The 23,243-nt window shown below is 70.8% G+C and carries 19 protein-coding genes and 1 pseudogene; 11 read left to right on the top strand and 9 right to left on the bottom strand.

Annotated elements, in window-relative coordinates:
* The first annotated feature begins 7 nt into the window (after window positions 1–7).
* Window positions 8–295, top strand: coding sequence for a hypothetical protein (locus F1734_RS23750; protein WP_010593615.1), 288 nt, complete (start codon window positions 8–10; stop codon window positions 293–295).
* Here the strand turns inward: F1734_RS23750 and phoU are convergent.
* Window positions 246–917 carry a phosphate signaling complex protein PhoU gene (gene phoU, locus F1734_RS23745; protein ID WP_010593614.1) on the bottom strand — a complete coding sequence of 224 codons (672 nt, stop codon included), beginning with the start codon at window positions 915–917 and terminating at the stop codon, window positions 246–248. The genes F1734_RS23750 and phoU overlap by 50 nt on opposite strands.
* A 197-nt stretch (window positions 918–1,114) precedes the next feature.
* On the opposite strand from phoU, the gene F1734_RS23740 reads away from it, so the two are divergent.
* Together F1734_RS23740 and F1734_RS23735 are read left to right on the top strand one after the other, a co-directional pair.
* Window positions 1,115–2,401, top strand: coding sequence for an ATP-grasp domain-containing protein (locus F1734_RS23740; RefSeq protein ID WP_010593613.1), 1,287 nt, complete (start codon window positions 1,115–1,117; stop codon window positions 2,399–2,401).
* On the top strand, window positions 2,401–4,452 hold the full coding sequence (locus tag F1734_RS23735) for a CocE/NonD family hydrolase (RefSeq protein ID WP_017680764.1): 2,052 nt from the start codon (window positions 2,401–2,403) through the stop codon (window positions 4,450–4,452). The genes F1734_RS23740 and F1734_RS23735 overlap by 1 nt, the downstream gene beginning before the upstream one ends.
* A gap of 57 nt (window positions 4,453–4,509) precedes the next feature.
* Here the strand turns inward: F1734_RS23735 and F1734_RS23730 are convergent, their stop codons facing one another.
* Window positions 4,510–6,276 carry a thiamine pyrophosphate-requiring protein gene (locus tag F1734_RS23730; RefSeq protein WP_203011147.1) on the bottom strand — a complete coding sequence of 589 codons (1,767 nt, stop codon included), beginning with the start codon at window positions 6,274–6,276 and terminating at the stop codon, window positions 4,510–4,512.
* A gap of 137 nt (window positions 6,277–6,413) precedes the next feature.
* On the opposite strand from F1734_RS23730, the gene F1734_RS23725 reads away from it, so the two are divergent.
* The 3 genes from F1734_RS23725 (at window position 6,414) to F1734_RS23715 (ending at window position 9,376) form a co-directional block, all read left to right on the top strand.
* On the top strand, window positions 6,414–6,905 hold the full coding sequence (locus F1734_RS23725; protein WP_010593610.1) for a metallophosphoesterase family protein: 492 nt from the start codon (window positions 6,414–6,416) through the stop codon (window positions 6,903–6,905).
* A gap of 71 nt (window positions 6,906–6,976) precedes the next feature.
* The gene (locus tag F1734_RS23720; RefSeq protein WP_203011146.1) at window positions 6,977–8,275 is read left to right on the top strand and encodes an alpha/beta hydrolase family protein; all 1,299 of its coding nucleotides are present in this window, start codon (window positions 6,977–6,979) and stop codon (window positions 8,273–8,275) included.
* A gap of 390 nt (window positions 8,276–8,665) precedes the next feature.
* Window positions 8,666–9,376 (top strand): M23 family metallopeptidase, encoded by a 711-nt coding sequence (locus F1734_RS23715; RefSeq protein ID WP_040274847.1) that lies wholly within the window; start codon window positions 8,666–8,668, stop codon window positions 9,374–9,376.
* 52 nt (window positions 9,377–9,428) lie between these two features.
* Here the strand turns inward: F1734_RS23715 and F1734_RS23710 are convergent, their stop codons facing one another.
* Window positions 9,429–11,402: a M13 family metallopeptidase gene (locus tag F1734_RS23710; RefSeq protein WP_203011145.1), complete on the bottom strand. Its 1,974-nt coding sequence runs from the start codon at window positions 11,400–11,402 to the stop codon at window positions 9,429–9,431.
* 136 nt (window positions 11,403–11,538) lie between these two features.
* On the opposite strand from F1734_RS23710, the gene F1734_RS23705 reads away from it, so the two are divergent.
* Both F1734_RS23705 and F1734_RS23700 read left to right on the top strand, forming a co-directional pair.
* On the top strand, window positions 11,539–12,933 hold the full coding sequence (locus F1734_RS23705; protein ID WP_048773736.1) for a WS/DGAT/MGAT family O-acyltransferase: 1,395 nt from the start codon (window positions 11,539–11,541) through the stop codon (window positions 12,931–12,933).
* Window positions 12,933–14,141, top strand: a complete 1,209-nt coding sequence (locus F1734_RS23700; RefSeq protein WP_017681967.1) for a serine hydrolase domain-containing protein — start codon at window positions 12,933–12,935, stop codon at window positions 14,139–14,141. The genes F1734_RS23705 and F1734_RS23700 overlap by 1 nt, the downstream gene beginning before the upstream one ends.
* A 56-nt stretch (window positions 14,142–14,197) precedes the next feature.
* Here F1734_RS23700 and F1734_RS23695 read toward each other — a convergent pair whose 3' ends face one another.
* The 3 genes from F1734_RS23695 to F1734_RS23685 all read right to left on the bottom strand — a co-directional run bounded on the left by F1734_RS23695 (window position 14,198) and on the right by F1734_RS23685 (window position 16,986).
* Entirely contained in the window at window positions 14,198–15,106 is a 909-nt protein-coding gene (locus tag F1734_RS23695) for a PaaI family thioesterase (RefSeq protein ID WP_017681966.1), read from the bottom strand.
* Window positions 15,107–15,188: 82 nt separating this feature from the next.
* On the bottom strand, window positions 15,189–15,962 hold the full coding sequence (locus F1734_RS23690; RefSeq protein WP_017681965.1) for a pirin family protein: 774 nt from the start codon (window positions 15,960–15,962) through the stop codon (window positions 15,189–15,191).
* 55 nt (window positions 15,963–16,017) lie between these two features.
* Window positions 16,018–16,986 carry a pirin family protein gene (locus tag F1734_RS23685; protein WP_010593601.1) on the bottom strand — a complete coding sequence of 323 codons (969 nt, stop codon included), beginning with the start codon at window positions 16,984–16,986 and terminating at the stop codon, window positions 16,018–16,020.
* A 445-nt stretch (window positions 16,987–17,431) separates the two neighbouring features.
* On the opposite strand from F1734_RS23685, the gene F1734_RS23680 reads away from it, so the two are divergent.
* On the top strand, window positions 17,432–17,884 hold the full coding sequence (locus F1734_RS23680) for a VOC family protein (protein WP_010593600.1): 453 nt from the start codon (window positions 17,432–17,434) through the stop codon (window positions 17,882–17,884).
* 9 nt (window positions 17,885–17,893) lie between these two features.
* On the opposite strand, the gene F1734_RS23675 is transcribed toward F1734_RS23680, so the two are convergent.
* The gene (locus F1734_RS23675) at window positions 17,894–18,889 is read right to left on the bottom strand and encodes a sigma-70 family RNA polymerase sigma factor (RefSeq protein WP_010593599.1); all 996 of its coding nucleotides are present in this window, start codon (window positions 18,887–18,889) and stop codon (window positions 17,894–17,896) included.
* A gap of 167 nt (window positions 18,890–19,056) precedes the next feature.
* On the opposite strand from F1734_RS23675, the gene F1734_RS23670 reads away from it, so the two are divergent.
* The gene (locus F1734_RS23670; protein ID WP_203011144.1) at window positions 19,057–20,457 is read left to right on the top strand and encodes an ABC1 kinase family protein; all 1,401 of its coding nucleotides are present in this window, start codon (window positions 19,057–19,059) and stop codon (window positions 20,455–20,457) included.
* A gap of 116 nt (window positions 20,458–20,573) precedes the next feature.
* Here F1734_RS23670 and F1734_RS23665 read toward each other — a convergent pair.
* Window positions 20,574–21,273 (bottom strand): annotated as a pseudogene (locus tag F1734_RS23665) (SDR family NAD(P)-dependent oxidoreductase).
* A gap of 178 nt (window positions 21,274–21,451) precedes the next feature.
* On the bottom strand, window positions 21,452–22,264 hold the full coding sequence (gene thiD, locus F1734_RS23660; RefSeq protein ID WP_017681963.1) for a bifunctional hydroxymethylpyrimidine kinase/phosphomethylpyrimidine kinase: 813 nt from the start codon (window positions 22,262–22,264) through the stop codon (window positions 21,452–21,454).
* A gap of 247 nt (window positions 22,265–22,511) precedes the next feature.
* Between thiD and F1734_RS23655 the strand changes: the two genes are divergently transcribed.
* Window positions 22,512–23,219 carry an SOS response-associated peptidase gene (locus tag F1734_RS23655; RefSeq protein WP_010593595.1) on the top strand — a complete coding sequence of 236 codons (708 nt, stop codon included), beginning with the start codon at window positions 22,512–22,514 and terminating at the stop codon, window positions 23,217–23,219.
* The last annotated feature ends 24 nt before the right edge of the window (window positions 23,220–23,243 follow it).

The following is a 23,243-nucleotide window of genomic DNA, read 5'->3' as shown; positions in this document are numbered from 1 at the left end:
GGCGCACATGACCACCTTTGCCGTGACCGACACCGGCGACGGGCTGGACGTCACACTGAACGGCACGACCCACCGTCTCGACGTGGCGGACGCGAGCCGGCTGGCGCACCGGATCCTCGACGTCGTCCATGCCGCCTACCCCGAGCGCACGGGCCGGGGCCTGGAATCGTGGCCCACGGAGCGCGTGGAGGAGTTCGTCGCCGACCTCGAACGGACCGTGAACCCGGACCGGCCCGGGCATATTCTCAGGGCCGCCCGGGTAGAGCTGGATCGCCGTCGGGGCGACGTCCGGTGATCAGGAAGACGACCCGTTCGGCCACGTCCACGGCCTGGTCACCGAAGCGTTCGTAGAAGCGTGCCACCAGGGCGAGGTCGACGGCGGGGGTCACGCCGTGCGTCCAGGACGGGTCCTGCAAGGTCCCGAGGACGCGGGCGTGGACGAGGTCGAGTTCTGCGTCGGTGTTCCGGATCTGCGAGGCCGGCTCCAGCTTCGGCTCGCGGAAGGCATCGCACAGGGCGCGGACCATCGTGGCCGTGAGCTCACCCATCCGGGTGATGTCGCCCCGGACCTGATCGGGGACGAGCTCGCCGGGGGTGCGGCGCCGGGCTGCGCGCGCGATGTGCAGGGCGAGCTGGCCCATACGCGCCAGATCGCTGCTCATGCGCACCGCGGAGAACACGAACCGGAGATCCCCGGCCACCGGATGCTGCAACGCGAGGATCGCCACGGCCCGCTCGCTGCACTCCGTGTGCAATGTCTCGATGTCCTCGCCGAGGTCGAGCGCTTCCTCGGCCGCGACGACGTCGCCGTCGAGCAGCGCGCGTGTCGACAGCTCCAGCGCCTTCGCCGCGAGTTCGGCGAGGCCCCGGAGCCGATCGGTGAGATCGCGCAACTGCTGATCGAACGAAGCCCTCATGTGTACCGATCCACTGCGCTGTCCTCCGTTGCTGTCGGGAAGGCATACCCCGAGCCGGCCGCCGGTATACCCGCATCGACGAGTTGTCCCCGAACCGGCCGTCGACCGTCGCGGCACGAAGTCCGACGATCCCCGCAATACGGTCCGAACGGACGGCCGAGGTTTCGGGGCGACCGGACGGGGATAGCCAGTTCACGATGAGTAAGAACATTTTCGTACCCGGACTGACCGATCTGCAGCGAGGAGAGCTCGGCACCGTCGAGGTTCCCGAAGGGTTCACCCTCCACGGGTTGCTCGACTACGAGTCGCTGGTCTCCGCCGACAGCTTCGACTTCGACGCCTTGCTCGAGAGAGCGGACAAGGAGCTCGATTCCTTCGAGGGCAGTGTCGACGCGATCATCGCCCACTGGGACTTTCCGACCAGCGTGCTCGTGCCCGTTCTCGCGGCCGAACGCGGCCTGCCGTCCCCGAGCCTCGAGAGTGTGATCCGCAGCGAACACAAGCTGTGGAGCCGCATCCTGCAACGCGAGGTCGTGCCCGAGTGTGTGCCGGCCTTCGACGCCTTCGATCCCTTCGACCCCGAGGCACTCGACAAGATCGACGTCCCGTTCCCGTTCTGGGTCAAGCCGATCAAGGCGCACTCGTCCCAGCTGGGATTCGAGGTCTCGAACGCCGAGGAGTTCGCCTCCGCCACCGCCCGCATCCGAGAGGAGATCGGCCGCATCGCGAGTCCCTTCGACCAGGCGCTGGCTCACGTGGACGTCCCGGCGGAGGCGCGTGCCGCGGGCGCACGCACCTGCCTGGCCGAACAGATCGTCACCGGGACGCAGGCTGCACCGGAAGGGTCGATCTTCCAAGGGGAGTTCGGGGTGCACGGCGTGTTCGACATGCGCAAGGACGAGGCCGGCCACAGCTTCGATCATCTCGACTATCCCGCGCGCACCGTCCCGCCCGAGGTGCAGCAGCAGATGATCGACGTCACCGAGCGCTATCTGCGGCACACCGGTTACGACAACGGCTGCTTCAACTCCGAATTCATGTGGGACGCCGACACGGGCAAACTGTGGCTCATCGAGGTGAACACCCGCATCTCGCAGTCGCACAGCGACCTGTTCGCGAAGGTGGACGGAGCGTCCAACCACGCGGTGGCCATCGACGTCGCCCTCGGCCGCCGGCCGCGGATGCCGCACCGGCAGGGCGAGTTCGCGGTGGCGGCCCAGTGCATGGTGCCCCGCTACGACGACGGCATCGTCACCCGCGTCCCGAGCGAGAGTGAGATCGCCGCGCTGCAGGCACGTTTCCCCGGTACGGTCGTGCGGATCGATGTGCGGCCCGGCACCCGGCTGTCGGACCTGCCCAACCAGGACGCCTACCGGTACAAGCTCGCCACCCTCTACCTCGGCGCTTCCGGTCACGACGAACTGGAGCAGCGGTACCGCGACTGCCTCGAGGCACTGCCCTTCGAATTCGAGGAGGTCACCTAGTGCACACGGTCGAGTCGTTCCCGTACGAGGTGCGAGACGTCGAGAACGTGTTCATTCCCATGCGCGACGGCGCGCGCCTGGCCGCCCGGATGTGGCGACCGATCACCGACGAACCGCTCCCGGCGGTGCTCGAGTACATCCCGTACCGGAAGCGGGACCTGACCCGGGCGCGGGATGCCCTCAACCACCCCTATCTCGCCGGGCACGGCTACGTGTCCGTGCGCGTGGACATGCGTGGCAGCGGCGACTCCGACGGGGTGCTCGCCGACGAGTATCTGGACGCCGAGCACGACGACGCCTGCGACGTCATCGCGTGGCTCGCCGAACAGCCGTGGTGCGACGGCAACGTCGGCATGATGGGCATCTCGTGGGGTGGGTTCAACAGCCTGCAGGTGGCCGCCCGCCGCCCGCCGGCGCTCAAGGCGATCGTCAGTGCCTCCGCCACCGAGGATCTGTACGTCGACAACATGCACTACATGGGCGGATGCCTGCTCTCGGACAACCTGTCCGAGGCAACGGTGATGTTCGCGTTCAACAGCCTGCCCCCGGATCCGGCGATCGTCGGTGACCGGTGGCGGGAGATGTGGCACGAGCGCCTGTCCGGCAGCGGATTGTGGATCGAGAAGTGGCTCGGGCATCAGCACCGCGACGACTACTGGAAGCGCGCGTCGGTGAACGAGAACTACGGCGACGTGGAGTGTCCGGTGCTCGCGGTGGGCGGCTGGGCCGACGGCTACACCAACGCGATCTTCCGGTTGCTCGAGCATCTGCACGTTCCGCGTCTCGGTCTGATCGGCCCGTGGGGGCACCGGTATCCGCACCTGGGCGTGCCCGGCCCGGCGATCGGGTTCCTGCAGGAACTCGTCCGCTGGTGGGACCACTGGCTCAAGGGCCGCGACACCGGGATCATGGACGAGCCGGTGTTGCGGGCCTGGATGCAGGACAGCATCCCGCCGCAGCCGTCGTACGCGGACCGGCCCGGTCGCTGGGTGTCGGAACCGTGCTGGCCGTCCCCGAACATCGAGGACCGGCGATACACCCTGACCCGGCATTCGTTGTCCGACAAGCCCGCCGAGGAAGCCGATCACCATCGGATCCGGCTGCAGTCGCCGCTCAGCGTGGGCATGTTCGCCGGCAAGTGGGCCTCGTATGCCGCGACGCCGGACCTGCCGGGCGATCAGCGGGAGGACGACGGCGGATCGCTGGTGTTCGAGACCGAACCGCTCGGCGACACCTTCGAGGTGTTCGGGCTGCCGACGCTCGAGTTGGACGTGTCGGCGGACCGGCCCAATGCGATGGTGGCGGCGCGTCTGTCGGATGTGGCGCCGAACGGCGAGGCCACCCGCGTCACCTACGGCCTGCTGAATCTCACCCACCGCGACGGCAGCGGCGACCCGCAACCCCTCGAGCCGGGCCGGACGTATCACGTGCGTGTCCCGCTCAACGGAATGGCGCATTCGTTCCCCGCCGGCCATCGCATCCGGTTGTCCGTGTCCTCGTCGTACTGGCCGCTGGCATGGCCGTCGCCGGAACCTGTGATGCTGACGGTGAATACGGGAACCAGCACCCTGACGCTGCCCCACCGCCCCCAGCGTCCCGGGGACGACGAGAGACTACGAGCGTTCGGTCCCCCCGAGGTTGCTCCCGAGGCGCCCGCGACGCACCTGGAACCGGGCAGGCACCACTGGAAGGTCGAACGGGATCTGGCGACCGGGGTCTCCACCCTCGAGATCGAGAACGATCAGGGCACGATCCTGCTCGACGACGTCGGCACGACGGTCCGCCGCGCCACCACCGAATGGTTCAGTTTCCGGGGCAACGACGTCGATTCCGTACGGGGCGAGACGCGGACCGTGCGCCGCCTCGAACGCGGCGACTGGCGTACCGAGATCACGACGAACACCGTGCTGCGCTGCACGGCAGACGAATTCATCATCGACGCGCGACTGGACGCGTTCGAGTTGGGAAATCCGGACGTCGATCCGCGGCCGGTGGAGAATCGGGTCCACTCGCAGAACTGGCACCGCCGGATCCCGCGAAATCTCGTCTGACCGCCGAGGTGGAACCTCGTCTGACCGCCGAGGTGGAACCTCGTCCGACCGCCGAGGTCAGTTCGCTGTTTCCTGCTCGCGCTGCCGGCGCAGCCGCTGTGCGGCCGTGTGGGCGCCCTCCCGCTCGAGGGCGTCGAGCATCGTCTTGACCTTGTCGGCGGAGGCACGCGGTGGCAGCAGCGGGGTGGCCGGGTCGACGACCGCCTGGATCAGCACCGGACGGTCGGCGGTCAGGGCGGTGCGCCATGCCTCGTCGACGTCCTCGGGCCGATCGACCCGGATGCCTTCGAGACCGAGCAGGCGGGCGTAGTCGGCGTAGGGGAACGGCGGGACGGTCTGCGAGGCGGGGATGCGGGCGTCGCCCTCCATTTCCCGCTGCTCCCAGGACACCTCGGTGAGGTCGCCGTTGTCGAGGACGAGGACGGCGAAGCGGGGATCGGCCCAGTCACGCCAGCGGTGGGCGAGAGTGATGAGCTCCGAGATGCCGTTCATCTGCATGGCGCCGTCCCCGGCCAGCGCGACCACCGGGCGATCCGGGTGGGCGAGCTTGGCGGCCAGCCCGTACGGCATCGCGGACCCCATCGAGGCGAGGGTGCTCGACAGGTGTGCCGGCACCCCCGGTGGCAGTCGCAGGAACCGGGCGTACCAGTACACGACCGAGCCGACATCCACGGCCACCTGGGCGTCGGGTGGGAGGTGATCGGACAGGGCCGCGACGACCGCCTGCGGATCGAGCCCGTCCGCGGGCTCCGCGCATCGTGCGGCGGCGATCCGCCGCCAGGTCCGGACCATCTGCTCGACGTCGCGCCGCCACGGACGGTCGGTCCGGTGCAGCCGCGGCAGCAGGGCATGCAGGGTTTCGCGGGCGTCCCCGGCGAGCGGCACCTCGACGGGGTACTTGGCACCGAGGTTGCGGGCTTCGATGTCGATCTGCACGGCCCGCGCCTGGCCCGGAGCGGGATAGAACTCCGTCCACGGGTCGTTGCTGCCCACGATCAGCAGGGTGTCGCAGCCGGTCGTCAGGTCCGCCGCGGCGGTGGTGCCGAGATGCCCCATGACGCCACAGGCCCAGTCCCGGGACTCGTCGATCACCGGCTTGCCGAGCAGCGACGTCGTCACCCCCGCACCGAGCAGGTCGGCGAGTTCGTCGATCTCGTGGGCCGCACCGTATGCGCCCTGGCCGACGAGCAGCGCGATCCGCTGCCCGGAGTTCAGCAGGTCGGCGGCCCGGTCGAGGTCGGCGTCGGTGGGCAGGACCCGCGGGACCGCGACCGTCGCGGCGCTGGGAACCACGCCGTGCGTGTGCTCGTCCTCCGAGACGCCCGCCTGCTGCACGTCGTGCGGGACGATCACGCACGTCGGGCTCGAGGTCGCCCGGGCGGTGCGGAACGCGTTGTCGAGTACCGCGCCGAGTTGTTCGGGGGTGTCGAGAGTCTGCACGTATTGGGCGCACACGTCCTTGAACAGGGTGGGCAACGCGACTTCCTGCTGGTAGCCGCTGCCCTGGGCCGTCGTCACCACGTGCCCGACGATCGCCACCACCGGCTTGCCGTCCAGTTTGGCGTCGTACAGCCCCGTGAGCAGATGCACCGCTCCCGGTCCCTGGGTGGCCAGGCACACCCCGACCTCGCCGGTGTACTTGGCGTGGCCGGTTGCCATGAACGCGGCCATCTCCTCGTGCCGGGCCGTGACGAGTTCGATGTGCTCGCCCGCGCGGTCGAGCGCGGCCAGGATGGGGTCGATACCGTCTCCGGCGTAACCGAAGACGCGGTGCACGCCCCAGGCCCGGAGCCGGTCGACAATCCCGTCGGCGACGTTGGCCATGGTGTTCCTCCCGGTGGTGCCCGCCGTCCGCCGTGGGCATCGTTCGTCGTGTATGCGTTCGTCGCGTACTCGGGGCCGGGTGCCCGGTGGGAGCCGTGCGAAACCTCGGATGTCCCGGTGGGCGGCACACTGGTCGCATGAGGTTGCTGCTGCTGGCCGACACCCACGTCCCCGTCCGCGCGCGGGACCTGCCGGCGCGGGTGTGGGAGGAGGTCGACCGCGCCGATGTGGTGCTGCACGCCGGTGACTGGGTCGACATCGCCCTCTTCGACGCCCTGTCCGAGCGGGCGGCCCGGTTGGTCGCGTGCTGGGGCAACAACGACGGTGCCGAATTGCGGGGCCGGATGCCCGAGATCGCACGCGTGACGCTGGAGGATGTGCGCTTCGCGGTCGTCCACGAGACCGGAGCCTCGGCGGGCCGCGACCGGCGGATGTCGGCGGCGTATCCGGACACCGACGTCCTGGTGTTCGGGCACAGCCACATCCCGTGGGACACCACCACGGCCACGGGGCTGCGGCTGCTGAACCCGGGGTCGCCGACGGACCGCCGGCGACAACCGTTCTGCTCCTTCATGACCGCCGCCGTCGCCGACGGCGCACTGGGCGAGGTCGCACTGCACCGCCTGTGACCGGAAATCGAGCCGGACGACCGGTTCGGGCGTACGGTGGGTGTGCCCCGCCACCGCCCGAGGGAGCTCACATGCCCGCATCCTTCTTCGCGCATCCCCACCAGGCGTTCACGGCAGGTTTCTACCGCGACGAGGACTTCGACTTCGACGTCCGCTTCCTGCTCGGGCAGGCCGTGCACGGCGCGGCGGACGTCGGCGAAGTGCTCGCCACGATCGCCCCGCTCGGCGAGAAGGACCACGAGAAGTGGTTCGACGCCTGGGTTGCGCTCGGCACTCGCGTCCGACGCCTCGCCGATGCCTCCGCCGAGGCCGGGCACGCGGTCAGTGCCGCGGGCGCATACCTGCGTGCGGCAACGTATTTCGCCACCGCGGTCAACTCCGTCGACGGGCTGGGCGACGACGGCCCGCTGCTGCCGACGTTCCGGCAGCATCGGGCGGCGTGGGACCGGTTCGTCGAGACCACCCCGCACCCGGCCGAACGGGTCGACATTCCCTACGAGGACGGCTTCCTGCCGGGCTACCTGCTCCGTCCGCTCGGTGAGGAGACCCGCGAGCCCCGCCCCACGCTGATCCTGAACAACGGCAGCGACGGACCGATCAGCAGCCTGTGGACCGCCGCCGGGGCCGGCGCCCTGGCGCGCGGCTACAACGTGCTGTTCTTCGACGGACCGGGCCAGCAGTCCATGCTGTTCGAGCGCGGCGTGCCGTTCCGGCACGACTGGGAGGCGGTGATCACCCCGATCGTGGACTTCCTCATCCGATACCCGGAGGTCGACGACTCGCGCATCGCCCTCTACGGGATCAGCCAGGGCGGATACTGGGTTCCGCGCGCACTGGCCTTCGAGCACCGGATCGCCGCCGCAATCGCCGACCCGGGTGTGGTCGACGTGGCCGCGTCGTGGCTCGCCCACATGCCGAAGAACATGATCGAGCTGCTCGAGAAGGGCGACCGGGAGAAGTTCGACCGTGACATGGCCTTCGGCATGCGGCTGTCGGGCCGGCTCGAACGCACCTGGCGGTTCCGGGCGCGCCCCTACCGTCGGATGGACTCGTACTTCGACACCCTCACCGAGGTGCTGAAGTACCGGCTCGGCGACCTCGCCGGCTCGATCACGACGCCGCTGTTGGTCACCGACCCGGAGGACGAGCAGTTCTGGCCCGGCCAGTCCCGCCGGCTCGCGGACGGGCTACCGGGGGTGACGGAACTCGTCGCGTTCACCGCTGCAGAGGGCGCCAACTTCCACTGCCAGCCCCTCGCCCGCGCTCTCACCGATCAGCGGATGTTCGACTGGCTGGACACAATGCTGGTCGACCCGGACCGCGTCCGGGCTCCGGGCGGCGCGTCGTCGCGCGAGGCCGCGGAAGGCTGATCGAGGTGGCAGCCGGCAGGAGCCGGCCCCGCGGCGGTGTCCTGTCCACACCCGCGCGGTCCCCGGGCAGCCGCGACCGCCGTTGCTGTCGCGGCTGACTGCCCGGCGCGCGGTTGCGCTTCCTCCGACCGAATGTCACATTCGGGTCGCGGAACCGACCGGATGTGACATTCGGTCAGGCAGGACGCGCTACCCACAGCCGCTAGCATGCGCTAATCTGTGACTCGACCGTGACCAATCCGTTATTGAACGGACTACTCGAACGTCGAGGACAGCAGTTTGGCCCCGTACGCCCGCCCCGATGGTGACAACTTCAGCGAAACACTCGAACCCGCAGTACCCCGGCGTGGGGCACACCGGCGCGCGCACCGGAGTGGGCCCGCTCGCCGGTTGCTGACCATTCCCCTGGCGATCGGTGCCGTGCTCGCGGCCGGCAGCGCCGCGGCCCAGGCGGCACCCGGACAGCCCCGCGCCCAGGCCGCCCCCGAGCGGCAGCAGCCGACGGTCGGACTCTCGACGGCGCCGCAGGTGCTGCAATTCCCGGACGCCGGCACCGACCGGTACGTCGACCAGTTGCAGCGTGCCGCCGAGCGGGAGACCGCGCGCCTGGCCGCGGAGGCCGCGGAGCGCCAGCGCGAGGCCGAGCGGATCGCCCGGGAGGAAGCCGAGCGGATCGCGCAGGAACTCGCGAGCCGCCCGAGTGCCGTCTTCCCCACCATCGGGGCGCTGACCTCCGGGTTCGGGCCCCGCTGGGGAACGGCGCACAACGGCATCGACATCGCCAACGCCATCGGCACGCCGATCAAGTCGGTCACCGACGGCACCGTGATCGAATCCGGCCCCGCCTCCGGCTTCGGACTGTGGGTGCGCATCCAGCAGGACGACGGCACGATCGGCGTCTACGGGCACATCGACCAGTCGCTCGTGTCGGTCGGCCAGCAGGTGCGGGCAGGCGACGTGATCGCCACGATGGGCAACCGCGGCCAGTCCACCGGGCCGCACCTGCACTTCGAGGTGTGGCAGCCGGGCGGCGCCAAGATGGACCCGCTGGCCTGGTTCGGCTCGCGCGGGGTATCCGTACCACAGTCCTCGCGTTCCTAGTCGGACGCCGGTACGCCGCCCCGTCGGGGGGCGCGGCGCACCGGCGTCCGGCTCACCAGATCCGCACGCGCTGCGCCGGGTCGAGATACAACTCGTCGCCGGGGTGCACGTCGAACGCCTCGTAGAAGGCGTCGATGTTGCGCACCACCCCGTTGCAGCGGAACTCCGGCGGGGAGTGCGGGTCCACGGCGAGCCGGCGCAGCGCCTCCTCGTCGCGGACCTTGGTCCGCCACACCTGCGCCCAGCCGAAGAACACCCGCTGCAGGCCCGTGAGGCCGTCGATCACGGGCGGTTCGGCTCCGTCGAGCGCGATCTCGTACGCCTTCAGCGCGATGGACAGCCCGCCGAGATCGCCGATGTTCTCGCCGATGGTGAAGCTGCCGTTGACGCGGTGCCCGGCGAGTCCCTTCGGTTCGAACTCGTCGTACTGCGCGATCAGTGCCGCGGTGCGCTTACCGAACTCGGTGCGATCGTCGTCGGTCCACCAGTTCTCGAGATTGCCGTCGCCGTCGTACTTGGCGCCCTGATCGTCGAAGCCGTGCCCGATCTCGTGCCCGATGACGGCCCCGATCCCGCCGTAGTTGGCGGCGTCGTCGGCATGCAGATCGAAGAACGGCGGTTGCAGGATCGCGGCGGGGAACACGATCTCGTTCATGCCCGGGTTGTAGTAGGCGTTCACGGTCTGCGGTGTCATGAACCACTCGTCGCGGTCCACCGGGCCGCCGAGCTTGGCCAGGTCGCGGTCGTACTCGGCGGCGTAGCCGCTGCGGTAGTTGCCGACCAGGTCGTCCGCGGCGACGGTCACGGCCGAGTAGTCGCGCCACTTGTCGGGGTAGCCGATCTTCGGCGTGAACTTCTCCAGCTTGCGCAGCGCCGCCTCACGGGTCTGCGGGCTCATCCATTCGAGCTCGGCGATGCTGCGCCGGTACGCCTCCTGCAGGTTGGCGACGAGCTGCTGCATGCGGTCCTTGGCCTCGGGCGGGAAGTGCCGTTCGACGTACAGCTTGCCGACAGCCTCGCCGAGCAGGTCCTGGACGAGCGCCACGCCGCGCTTCCACCGGTCGCGGATTTCCTGCGCCCCGGTCAGGGTGCGGCCGTAGAACGCGAAGTTCTCGTCGACGAGCTTCTCGGTGAGGTACGGCGCGCGGGAGTGCAGGACCCGCCAGGTGGCCCAGGCCTTCCAGTCGTCGAGGGGCGCCTCGGCCCACAGCTGCGCGAACGTGTCGAGAAAGCCCGGTTGGCGGACCACGATCTCGGCCCACTGTTCCTCGGTGGCCCCGAGCGCGCCGATCCAGCCGCGCCAGTCGAAACCGGGTCGCTCGGACGTCAGCGCCTCGAACGTCACCAGGTTGTAGGACAGGTCGGCGTCTCGCCGCTTGACCACGTCCCAGTGCCCGGCCGCCAGGCGGGTCTCGAGGTCGAGCACCCGCTGCGGGTCGTACTCGATGCCGGCGAGCTCGAACATGCGCCCGATGTGCGCGACGTACTGTGCCCGGATCTCGGCGTGACCGTCCTCGCGGTAGTACGACTCGTCGGGCAGGCCCAGACCGGACTGCGTCGTGTGCATCAGGTAGCGCGCCGAGTTCTTCGCGTCGGTGTCCACGTAGTGCCCGACGGCGCCGCCGATCCCGACGCGCTGCAACCGGCCGAGCACCGCCGCGAGCGCGTTCCGGTCCGCGGCGTCCGCCACGGCGGCCAGTTCGCCGGCGATCGGGTCCAGGCCCGCCGCCTCGACGGTCTCGGTGTCCATGAAGCTGGCGTACAGGTCACCGATGCGCTGCGCGTCGGTGCCCGGCTCGGCCGAGGACGCGGCCGCCTCCTCGATGAGGGTGCGGACGTCGACCTCGGCCTTGTCGAACAGGGTGCGGAATGCGCCGTCGAGGGCACGATCGGCGGGGATCTCGTGTTCGGCGAGCCAGCGGCCGTTGACGTGCTCGAACAGATCGTCCTGCGCTCGGGTGCGCTCGTCGAGGTGGGTCAGGTCGATGCCCGAGTGTCGGGCCCGGGGATGCTCCACGATGGTCATGCCGTCCATCCTTACACCCATTCCCCGCACCCGGCACGGGCCTGCGTACGGGCGACGGGCCGTCTCCGCCCGCGACACGCCGCGCTCGAGTTACCGTGACCGAAGCCACACAGACACGTGGAAGCGGGGTGGGCGAGTGGGTCTGATGGACCCGATCGACGCGGTTCTCATGACGGCAGAGCTGCTGGCGAACCCCATGCACGTCGGGGTGGTGCTGATCCTGAACCCACCCGAGGACGCCGGCTCCCGATTCGTCGACGACGCCTACCGGGACGCGCTCGGCCGGGGCGACGAGGTGGATCCGGTGCTGCGACGCCGGGCGCACCGGGGTGTGGACACCGGCGGGTGGTGGGCCTGGCGCGACGTGGACGACATCGATCTGAGCTACCACGTGCGGCGGGCGTCGCTGCCGCCCGGCGCTGGACGGGACGCGCTGTGGCAGCTGGTGGGGGAGCTGCATGCCGAACCGCTCGACCGCTCCCGCCCGATGTGGGAGGCCCACCTCGTCGACGGCCTTCCCGACGGCCGATTCGCGCTCTACACGAAGGTCCACCACGCGGTCCTCGACGGGATCGCGGGCCTGCGGATGATCGAGGAGTCGATGTCGCCCGACCCCGATCGCCGGTCGATGTCCCCGTTCTTCGCCACCGGCAGGCACCCGCGGCCCGACGCCGGGCACGGTGGTCTTCCGACGCCGCTCGGCCTGGCCCATTCGGTCCTCGGGGCCCTCACCTCCGGTGTGGGCCTGGTTCGCCGGACCGTCGAGGGGCAGGTCGGGGCCACGGTGCAGGGTCTGACCACCGACACCACGGTGCTGCCGTTCGGGGCGCCCCGCACCCGGCTCAACGGGCCACTCGGAACCGGACGCGTCTTCGCCGCCGCCGGCTGGCCGAAGTCGCGACTGCGCGCGATCGAGCGCGCTGCGGGCGTGACCGGCAACGACGTCGTCACGGCCGTGGTGGCCGGGGCGTTGCGCTCGTGGTTCGGCGAGCACGGCGAACTCCCCGGCGACTCCCTCGTGGCGATCTGCCCGGTCTCGGTGCGCGGACGGCAGGACGGCGCGACGGCGGGCAATGCGTTCGGAACGGCGGTGTGCACCCTGGGCACCGATCTCGCCGACCCGGCCGACCGGCTGCGGCTGATCCACCGCTCGATGCAGGTCGCCAAGGACCGCGTCGCAGCGCTGGGGCCGGTGCCGTCGCTGGTGGTGACGGCACCGAGCATCCTGCCGACCATCCTCGCCCCGATGCTTCCGTTCGACCCGGGGCTGCGGCCCGGGTACAACCTGCCGATCTCCAACGTGCCCGGTCCGCGCACCGAGCTGTACTGGAACGGCGCCCACCTCGAGGAGATGTACCCCGTGTCGATCGTCTACGACGGGATGGCCCTCAACGTCACGGTGTGCTCGTATGCCGACCGGATCGGTTTCGGATATGTGGCCGGCGGGGAAGCAATACCGGACATCGCGACGTTGATACCTCTGACGGAGCGGTCTCTGTCGGAGTTGGAGACTGCGGTAGGAGTGGCGTGATGAGTTCCGATGCCGGAGCGGCCAAGCGGGTGGACGGCGAGCACCCCCCGACCGAGATGATCGTCGACCCCCGCTTCCTGCCGGTCGCCGACCGCTTCTTCAAGATGTTCCGCGACACCCGGAACGGCGGCGGGGCGCTCGCGGCGTACCTGCACGGCGAGCCGGTGCTCGACATCTGGGCGGGCTGGGCGTCCCGGGACAAGCGGTGGACCCACGACACCGTCGCGCTGTCGTTCTCCACGGGCAAGGGCGTCGCGAGCACCGTGCTGCACCGGCTCGCCGAGCGCGGGCTCGTCGACTACGACGAACCCGTCGCGACGTACTGGCCCGAGTTCGGGGCCGCCGGAAAGGAATCCATCACCGTCCGGGAACTGATGTCCCACCGCGCCGGTCTGCACCGCGCGCGGGGCCTCGTCCCGGGACGCTTCGGGCTGCTCGACTCCGATGCGGTGGCGGCCGCGCTGGCGGCCTCCGTGCCGGACCCGCGGCGGCTCGCCGGCCCCGGCTATCACGCCGTCACCTACGGCAACCTCGTCGCCGAGATCGCCATCCGGGTGACCGGCCTGTCCTTCACCGAGCTGGTCGAGCAGGAGATCGCCGGCCCGCTCGGTCTGCGCGAATTCTGGTTCCACGTGCCGCAGGACGAGCGGCACCGGATCGCCCGGGTCTTCCCCCGGCTGAACCCGACCCCCGCGCCGTGGGCGGTCACCGGCACCGTGCTGTCGCGGCTGCCCGGGCTGCGTGGCGTCGCCGAGGCGGGCATGGCCGAAGGCTTCGACGAGCTGGCCCGCAGCCCCGCCGCGCACGACGCGGTGATGCCGGGATGGAACGGGGTCTTCACCGCCCGCGCGCTGGCCCGGATGTACGGGGCGCTGGCGAACGGCGGCGAACTCGACGGAGCGCGGCTGCTGAAGGCGGAAACCCTCGAACAGGTCCTCGAGGTGCAGACCCGGCGCCGCGACTACGTGCTCGGTATCCGCCCCAACTGGCGGCTGGGCTACCACCCGGGCTGGGTCGCCCTGCGGGAACAGCCGCTGCAGTCGATCGGTCACTTCGGCTTCGGCGGCTCCGGCGCGTTCGCCGATCCGGAGACGGGCTTGTCCATCGCCTTCGTCACCAACCGCCTCGGCAGTGTCACCCCCATCTCGGACATGCGGTTCCCGCGGCTCGGGGCCGCGGGCGTCGTCGTCGCACGGCGGGCGGCCTGACGGCCGACGCCCGTTCCGTCACCGGTCCTCCGTCCGGCCGCGCTCGTGAGCCGTCGTCAGGGCGCCAGCAGCTGCACGCTCGCCTGGGCCCGGACCAGGACCGCGCCGTCGGGTGCGGTGAGATGCGTGTCGATCGAGGCGAGCCGTCGGCCGGCCCGGGTGACCCGGGCCTCGACGAGAAGGTCGGGGCCGGGTGCCGCGGGGGAGCGCAGGTAGTCGAGCGTCAGGTTCAGCAACCGGTACTCCTGTCCGGCAGCGGTGAGGGTCTGCGCCGCGAGTTCGGCGACGGTGCCGGCGACGGAGACCAGGACCCCACCCTGCACGGCGCCCATCGGATTGGCCATCCATTCCGCGGGTGGTACGACCGCGGCGACGCGTCCCTTCTCGACGGCGCCGACGCGCAGATCGAGCAGCCCGGCGAGCGGGCCCCGGGCCACGGTTCCGGCGGCGATGCCGGAGACCGTGTCGAGGCCGGTGCGCTCGGCGAGTTCCGAAGGGTCCGTCCAGGGTTCGGGGGCGGGCCGGACCAGTCCGGACGCGTCCGCGAACGCGTCGAACACGGCGGGACGATCCACGACCATCGACCGTCCCGTCAGCTGGATCACCAGATCGCCTGCGTCGTCGCAGATCTGCGCGGTGCTCAACGCGGTGGCGTCGTCCACGTGGACGGCGCGGCCGGTGCCGTGCAGAGCCCCCCGGGCCGGCATCGGATTCGCGGTCGAGGCGCTGAGCTGGCTCAGGACGGACCGGGTGTCGCGGCCCTGCCCGCGCCACACGAGGTGCGGGGCGGCGCCGAGAAGGACGTCGGTGAACACGCCGACGGATCCGACGGTGGTGCGGCCGCGGTGGTCGACGAATCGGGCGCCCAGCGGCTGGCGGAACGACACCGTGCCCGGCTCCCCGCTCACGGTGTCGATGCCCATGAAGGCGTTGAGACGATCGGTTTCGGGGGCGGTGACGGTCACGGCGACATCCTGAGGTCGAGCGGAGCGAGGGTTCGCTCGGTCACGGTACCGAGGCCGGGGCCGGGCGTTGCGCCCACCCCGGTCAGCCGATGCGGGCGTGCATCTCCCACACGAGGATTTCCGCGGCCGTGTCGGTGTGGACCCGCTGTCCGCCGGAGCCGGTCAGCCGCACGGCGTCGCCCTCCCGCAGGATTCCGGCGCCTTCGAGCTCGGCTGTGCCCTGGGCGACGAAGAGGTGCAGGTAGGGGGCATCGGGCAGGACGACCGGCCGGCCCGGCTGCAGGCGGGCGACCGACAACCCGGCGTACTTGTTGTGGATGCGGATGGCGGCGTGATCGCGGTGCTCGGGGATGCCGGTGGCGACGGGCACCAGGCCGCCGCGCATGAGCTCGTCGTCGATCTCGAGTTGCTCGTAACCGGGGGTGATGCCCGATTCGTCCGGCACCACCCACATCTGGACGAAGCGGACCGGCTCGGCGTGCTCCGCGGCGTGCACGCCGGTGGCGCCGGGCAACCGCCAGGAGTCGTTCTTCTCCGAGTGCAGGATGCCCGTTCCGGCGCTCATCCGCTGTGCCAGGCCCGGATAGATGACGCCCGAGTGCCCGATCGAGTCCTGGTGCACGAGGCTGCCGCGCAGCACCCAGGTCACGATCTCCATGTCGCGGTGCGGATGCGTGTCGAAGCCCTGACCGGGCAGGACCGTGTCGTCGTTGTTGACCAGCAGCAGCCCGTGGTGCGTGTTGTCCGGGTCGTAGTGGTGGCCGAACGAGAACGAGTGCTTCGAGTCGAGCCAGGAGATGTTCGTCGTCAGCCGGTCCTCGGCGCGCCGGATGTCGAGAGTCGTGGCGTCGGTCATGGATTCTCCTCGGTGAGGTGCGGCGGGTTCAGGGTACGAGCGCGTCGGCGCAGCGTCAGGGCAGCTGTTCGTGCCCGGCCGGGATGGTCCCGAGACGTCCCGCCTGGAAGTCCTCGAACGCCTGGATGATCTCGGCCTTGGTGTTCATCACGAACGGCCCGTACATCGCGACGGGCTCGCGGATCGGCCGTCCGCCGAGCAGGAACACCTCGAGGGACGCGGTGCGCGAGTCCTGGGTGCGGTCGGCGGTGAACGTGACGCTGTCGCCGTCCGGGCCGAACACGGCGGTCTGTCCCGCCCGGATGGGGGCGTGCTCGGCGCCGACGGTGCCGTCCCCGGCGAGCACGTAGCCGAGCGCGTTGTACTCGCGATGCCAGGGCAGGGTCACCGACGCGCCCGGCGCGACGGTCAGGTGTGCGAGGGCGATCGGGGTGTGGGTCACGCCCGGGCCGCGGACACCGCCGATCTCACCGGCGACGACGCGGACGAGGGCGCCGCCGTCGGGCGAGGAGGCCAGGGCTACGTGGCTGCCGGCGATGTCCTGGTATCGCGGCTGCGCCATCTTGTGGTTCCGGGGCAGGTTCACCCACAACTGCACGCCGTGGAAGAGGCCGCCGCTGGCGACGACGTGTTCCGGCGGCGCCTCGATGTGCAGGATCCCCGAGCCCGCGGTCATCCACTGGGTGTCGCCCCCGCCGATGGTGCCGCCCCCGCCGTTGGAGTCCTTGTGTTCGAGGATCCCGTCGATCATGTAGGTGACGGTCTCGAATCCACGGTGCGGGTGCCACGGGGTGCCCTTGGGTTCGCCGGGGGCGTACTGCACCTCGCCCATCTGGTCCATGTGGATGAACGGGTCGAGGAAGCGCTGGTCGATGCCTGCGAATGCCCGGCGCACCGGGAAGCCCTCGCCCTCGTATCCGACGGGAGCGGTCCGCACGCCGAGGACCGGACGGGCGGTCGCGTCGGGTGCGGGGGCCGGGATGCGGGGCAGGGTGAGGATGTTGTCTACGGTCACCGCGGGCATGGCGGGCTCCTTCGGCATGTAGTTGACTATGCAACTACTCTAACCGACGGGCCGGGGGATTTGTTCCTGCGCTCCGAGCGGTGTGCAGGCGGACCCGAGAGACGACGAAACCCCCTGCCCGAGGGGAGGGAGGGCAGGGGGTCCGCGCCGGGCGTGTGACGCCCGGCGCCACGTCCCGCCTTCGGGGGGAGGGAGGAGGGACGCGGTGTCGGTGGCGGCCGATCGTCTCCGTCGGCCGGGTGAGGCCAGGATACATACCCGCAGGGGTATGGTCCATCACCTCGGCGCGCGGAGCACCGGGCGCCGAGCATAGTTTCTCGCTCCGATGCGTGCCGGGGTTTCGGCGATCCCGTCCGGCGCGATGAGTTTTCCGGAGCCGGACGGTCTACCTTCTCGACACCTCACACGAGGTGCCGGCCGTCCGCTCACACACAAGGAGTTGAAGATGTCCCGCATGCTCTTCGCCAACCTGTCCGTCAAGGACGTGGCTGCCGCCCGCACGTTCTTCGATGCTCTCGGCTTCACCTTCAACGAGATGTTCTGCGACGACAACACCGCCTGCCTCGAGATCAACGACCAGACCTACGTCATGCTCCTCGAGGAGGCGCGCTTCCGCGACTTCATCACCGGCGACATCTGCGACACCGCCACGGCCCGCGAGGTGCTCCTGAGCGTGTCCGCCGAGAGCCGCGACGACGTCGACCGCCTCGTCGATGCCGCGCTCGCCGCCGGTGGCAGCGACTGGATCACCGCCGGGTCGGAGGAGATGAAGACCGACTTCATGTACGGCCGGGCCTTCCGCGACCTCGACGGGCACGTCTGGGAGGTCATGTGGATGGACGTCCAGGCCGCGGCCGCCGCGATGGGACCGCAGGCCGAGACGTCCGCGCAGGCGTAGCGGCCGGCGTCAGGGGTGCTCGGGTAGTCCGAACAGGGCGAACAGATCGGTGTCGAAGAACACGGTCACATGCACGACCCGGTCACCCACGACGTCGAGCACCTGCAGCTGGAACGGATGGTGCTGCCCGTCCTCGCCTCGCATGTAGAGGCCGAGGGCGGGCTGCCCGTTCGCCACCGTGGGCAGCAGAACCTGGTCGCCGGGACCGCTCGCCGGGCAATGCGTCCGGATGAGGTTTCCGATCGCCTCGGCGCCGCGGTACCAGCCCTCGAACGGCGGCATCTCCCACACCGCCTCCTGGGTGAGCATCTCGACGATCGAATCGATGTCGTACTTCTCGAACCCCTCGACCCAGCGCCGCACCAGCGCCTGGGCCTCCGGACTCTCCGGCTCGACCAGATCGTCCTTCGTCACCTGCGCCTGCTCCAGCTGCGCGCGGGCCCGCTGGAGCAGACTGTTCACCGCGGCCGTCGAGGTGTCCAGCGCGGCGGCCACCTCGGTCGCCCGCCACTGCAGGACGTCCCGCAGCAGCAGCACTGCCCGTTGCCGCGCCGACAGATGCTGCAGCGCCGCGACGAACGCCAGGCGGATGGACTCCCGCGAGGTCACGATCGCCGCCGGGTCCGTCGGATCGTCCGGCCGGCCGTCGTCGCCGAAGGACCCGCCGGGAATCGGCTCGAGCCACGGCACCTCCCCGCGCTCGACGAGGTCGTCGGCCGGATCCGAGCTCGGCGCCCCCAGCCCCGTCGGCAGCGGCCGGCGCGACCTGCCCTCGAGCGCGGTCAGGCACACGTTGGTCGCGATGCGGTGCAGCCACGTCCGCAGCGACGAGCGGCCCCCGAAGTTCGCGTAGCCGCGCCAGGCGCGCAGGTACGTCTCCTGCACGAGGTCCTCCGCGTCGTGGATCGAGCCGCTCATCCGGTAACAGTGCGCCAGCAGCTCCCGCCGGTACGGACCGGCCAGCGTCAGAAAGTCGTCCTGCGAGTCGAGAACCTGCTCCGTCATGTCGTACCCCCGCCTGCCCGTCGCTGCCGAAGTGCAGTTACGAGCGTGAGCGTAGTCCCGGGGGCCGACAGGAAACAGGGTCTCGAACTATCTGTGCACTCCGGGTACCGTCCAGTAACTGCCCCGGCCGACAGCCCCGCCGGCAGGCAGAAGGACGAAGGTGACCCGTGCCCGACATCGCGCCCCGACCGACAGGCCCGTACGCCGGGGGACCGCCCGCGTCGGCGCTGCATGTCGACATGCCCCCGCTCGAGCGTTTCGGCCTGCGCGAGGCCGGTCGCACGGTCGTCATCGGTGTGGTGCTCCTCGTCAGCGTCCTGCTGAAACTGCTCGCCTGGCCGCTGCGGCCCGACGGCCGCGGCCCCGCCGATGCCGCTGCCGAGGGCACCGTCGATGCGTTCGAGATCCTCGGTCCCACATTCGTCAAGCTCGGCCAGCTCATGGCGTCGTCGTCCGGGGTGTTCCCCAGGCCGCTGGCCGACGCGTGCCTGCGCTGCCTCGACGACGTCGCACCCGTGCCCGCGGACCGGGCCCGCGCCGTGATCGAGGAGGATCTCGGCCATCCCGTCGGCGAACTGTTCGCCCGGTTCGACGACGTCCCGCTGGCCGCCGCGTCCGTCGGCCAGGTGCATGCGTGCGTCTTGCACGACGGCCGGGAAGCGGTCGTGAAGGTGCAGCGGCCCGGCATCGCCCACCGCATGCTCGTCGACCTGCGGGCGGCCTACGTCGGCGCGCGTCTGCTGCAGGCGTTCGAGTTCTTCCGCATCGCCAACGCCACCGCCATCGTCCGCGACCTGCACTCGTCCACGATGACCGAACTCAACAGCGCGGTCGAAGCGGACCGGCAGAGCCGATTCCGGGAGTGCATCGGCGCGTTCGGGGACAACACGACCGTCACCACGCCGCAGGTGTACTGGGACTACTGCGGTCCGCGCGTGATCTGCATGGAACGGCTCCGCGGTGTGCCCATGGACCGGGTGCCCGCCGACTCGGCGATCGACACCAGTCTGCTCATCCGCCGCGGGGTGAAGGTATGGATCGAATCGGTCGTCCTGCACGGACCGTTCCACGGCGACGTGCACGCCGGCAACCTGTGGCTGCTCGACGACGGCCGTCTCGCCTTCCTGGACTTCGGCATCGTCGGTGAGCTGCCCGAGCACTGGCGCGCCATCCTGCGCGATCTGTTCCGCGCGACCGCCATCGACGGGGACTTCGCCCGTGTGGCGCGCGGCATCCGCGCACTCGGCTACACCAGCGGGCTCGACGCCGACGACGCCGAGATCGGCCGCCAGGTGGCGCAGGCGCTCGCTCCGATCCTCGGGCGCGACCTGGGACAGCTGCGGCTCAGCGACCTCATCGTCGCGCTGATCCGGCTCGGCAAGCAGTGGGGGATCGCCAGCCCGGAGGAACTGGTGCTGTTCGGCAAGCAGCTCGGCTACTTCGAGCGCTACGCCACCGCCCTCGCCCCCGGCTGGGTCATCGGCCGGGACCTGTACCTGCTGCGCAACGTCTTCCCCGAGGAGGTGGCGCGCCGCGCCGCCGAACAGGGGCTCGAGCTACCCGCCTGACACGGAGGCGCCGGGCCGCGGAGCGTGCGGACCCATCGCCCGGCTCCGCACGCCGGCGGCATGGTCCGTTCGCTCGGTTCCAGCCGGCCCGGGCGGGGCGTGGTGTGTCCGGCGCGTCAGCCCACGTGGGTGACGGGGATCGAAGCCCCGGTGACGGCGGCGCCGTCGTCGGAGAGCAGGAACCGGATCACCCGCGCGACCTCGGCCGGCCGCGACCACGAGCGCCGGTCCGCGTCGGGCATCGCCGCCCGGTTCGCGGGTGTGTCGATGACGACGGGCAGCAGCGCGTTGACCCGGACACCGTCGCCGGCGTACTCGACGGCCAGGGTCTCGGCCAGTGCGGTCACGGCAGCCTTCGACGCGACGTACGCGGCACCCCCGGCGAACGGCCGTTTCGTCGCCGCGGTGGACATGCAGACCACCGACCCGCCGCCGCCCGCGAGCAGGTGCGGCAGCGCCGCGCGGGTCACGGCGTAGGCGGTACGCAGGTTCAGATCCAGCTGGGCGTCGAGGACCTCGACGGGCGTCTCGTGTACCCGGGGAGCCCGAGGTGAACCCGCCCACCAGATTCACCACGCCGAACAGCGGCGCGGAGTCGTCGGCGGCCGCGAGCGCGACGGCCTGCCGCAGCTGCGCGTCGTCCGACACGTCCGCCTCCACGAGATGCAGACTCGGATGGTCCCCGAGCCGCCCGAGTTCGGTACGAGCCACCCAGGGGACCACGACCCGCCAGCCCGCCTCGAGCAGATGCGTCGTGACGGCGGCACCGAGACCGCCGGTGCCGCCGGTGACGAGCGCGGACCGGGTCGTGGTCATCGAAGATCCTCTCGGCGAGCGGACGGATGCCCGTCCACGATAGGCGCCGGGCGCACCCGCGCATCGCGATACCGGGCTACGCGCTCCGGTTCCCGACATCGACAACCGTCCCGACGGTTGTCGACGTCCGGATCTGCACTCCGGTAGGCGAATCCGGCCCGCCGGCGGAGAGGGGGCCCTACGCGGAGCGCGACGCCGCGTACGCGCCCTGCCACACCGTGTCGAACGGGGTGTGCGCCCCGACCCGGCCCTCGATACCGGCGGTGACGAAGTCCTTCGCGAGCGCGACGGCGGCCGGCACGTCGGCGCCCTTGGCGAGTTCGGCGGTCACGGCCGCGGCGAGAGTGCAGCCGGCACCCGACACCCGTTCCCGGCCGACCTTCGGCGCGGCGAGGACGGTGACCTGCTCGCCGTCGAAGAGCACGTCGACGGCATCGTCACCGGCGAGTTCGACGCCGCCCTTGGCCAGGACGTACCGCGGGCCCAGGGCATGGATGCGGCGAGCGGCCTCGACGAGGTCGTCGACGGTGTCGATGCGGTCCATCCCCGCCAGGGTGCGGGCCTCGAACAGGTTGGGGGTGACCACCGTGGCCAGGGGAAGCACGGACTCACGCAGCGCGTTGTCGGTGTCGAGCGCCGCCCCGGGTTCCTGACCCTTGCAGATCAGCACCGGGTCCAGAACGACGTGCCGCCACGACCGGCCACGCAGACCTTCGGCCACTACGTCGATCGTGGCGGGGGTGCCGAGCATGCCGATCTTGACGACGTCGAGGTCGTGGGCCGCGGTGGCCGCCTCGATCTGGTCCGCGACGACCTCGGGCGCGATCGGGACGAAGCGGTGCGACCAATTGTTGCGGGGGTCGAAGGAGACGATGCAGGTCGTGGTGCCGACGCCGTAGACGCCCAGCTCCTGAAACGTCTTCAGATCCGCCTGCAGCCCTGCGCCGCCGGTGGCTTCGGACCCGGCGATGACATAGGCGAGGTCGACCACGGTGTACTCCAATCCGATGGGGGACAGACTGCGTGCCGGACCGAGGAGCCCGCACGTCCGGGGAGACCACGGCTGTCCGCGACGTCGTCGCCGGATTCGCGACCGGTCCCGGCACCCAGGCTAGCGCGCCCGGTCCGGCGTCCCGGCCGGACGGCCCCCGCCGATGACCGGCGTCACACGCGTGTCGGTGCGGTGCGGCACCATGGGAACCGACCGGTCGAGGCCCGACGACGGAAGGTGAGTGCCCATGTGCGGTCGGTATGCGAGCACGGTCACCGATCAGGAACTGCGCTCCCTGTTCGACGTGGTGGAGACGGTGGGCGAGCCGCTGCCCCCGTCGTACAACGTCGCGCCGACGCAGACCGTGCGGGTGGTGCTCGAGCGCGCCCCGAAGGGCGAGCCCGGCGCGGAGGCGGTGCGGCAGCTCCGGTCCGCCCGGTGGGGGCTCGTGCCGTCGTGGGCGAAGGACCCGAAGATCGGCAACCGGATGATCAACGCCCGCTGCGAGACGATCACCGAGAAGCCGTCGTTCAAGGCCGCCGCCTCGCGGCGACGGTGCATCCTGCCGGCCGACGGGTACTTCGAGTGGCAGAAGCGCGAGGACGGCACCAAGATCCCGTACTTCCTGCACGGCGACGGCGTGCTCGCGATGGCGGGACTGTACGAGCTGTGGCCCGATCCGGACCTGCCCGACGACCATCCCGACAAGTGGCTGTGGACCGTCACCGTGCTGACGACGGAGGCCACCGATGCGGCCGGGCAGATCCACGAGCGGTGTCCGCTGGTGCTCCCGTCGTCCTTCCACGACGTGTGGCTCGACCCGGCCCTCACCGACCGCGACGACGTCGACGCGCTGGTCGCCTCGGTACCGGAACCTCACCTGCATCCGTACGAGGTCAGCACCGAGGTCAACAACCCCCGCAACAACCGTCCGGAGCTGCTCGAGCCGGTGTGACGGGGCCGGGTCCCCGGGCGTCCG

This window comes from Rhodococcus ruber, from assembly GCF_016804345.1.
Taxonomy (GTDB): domain Bacteria; phylum Actinomycetota; class Actinomycetes; order Mycobacteriales; family Mycobacteriaceae; genus Rhodococcus; species Rhodococcus ruber.
Note: the sequence above shows the minus strand (reverse complement) of the source record. Positions and strands in the feature narration are given on the sequence as shown.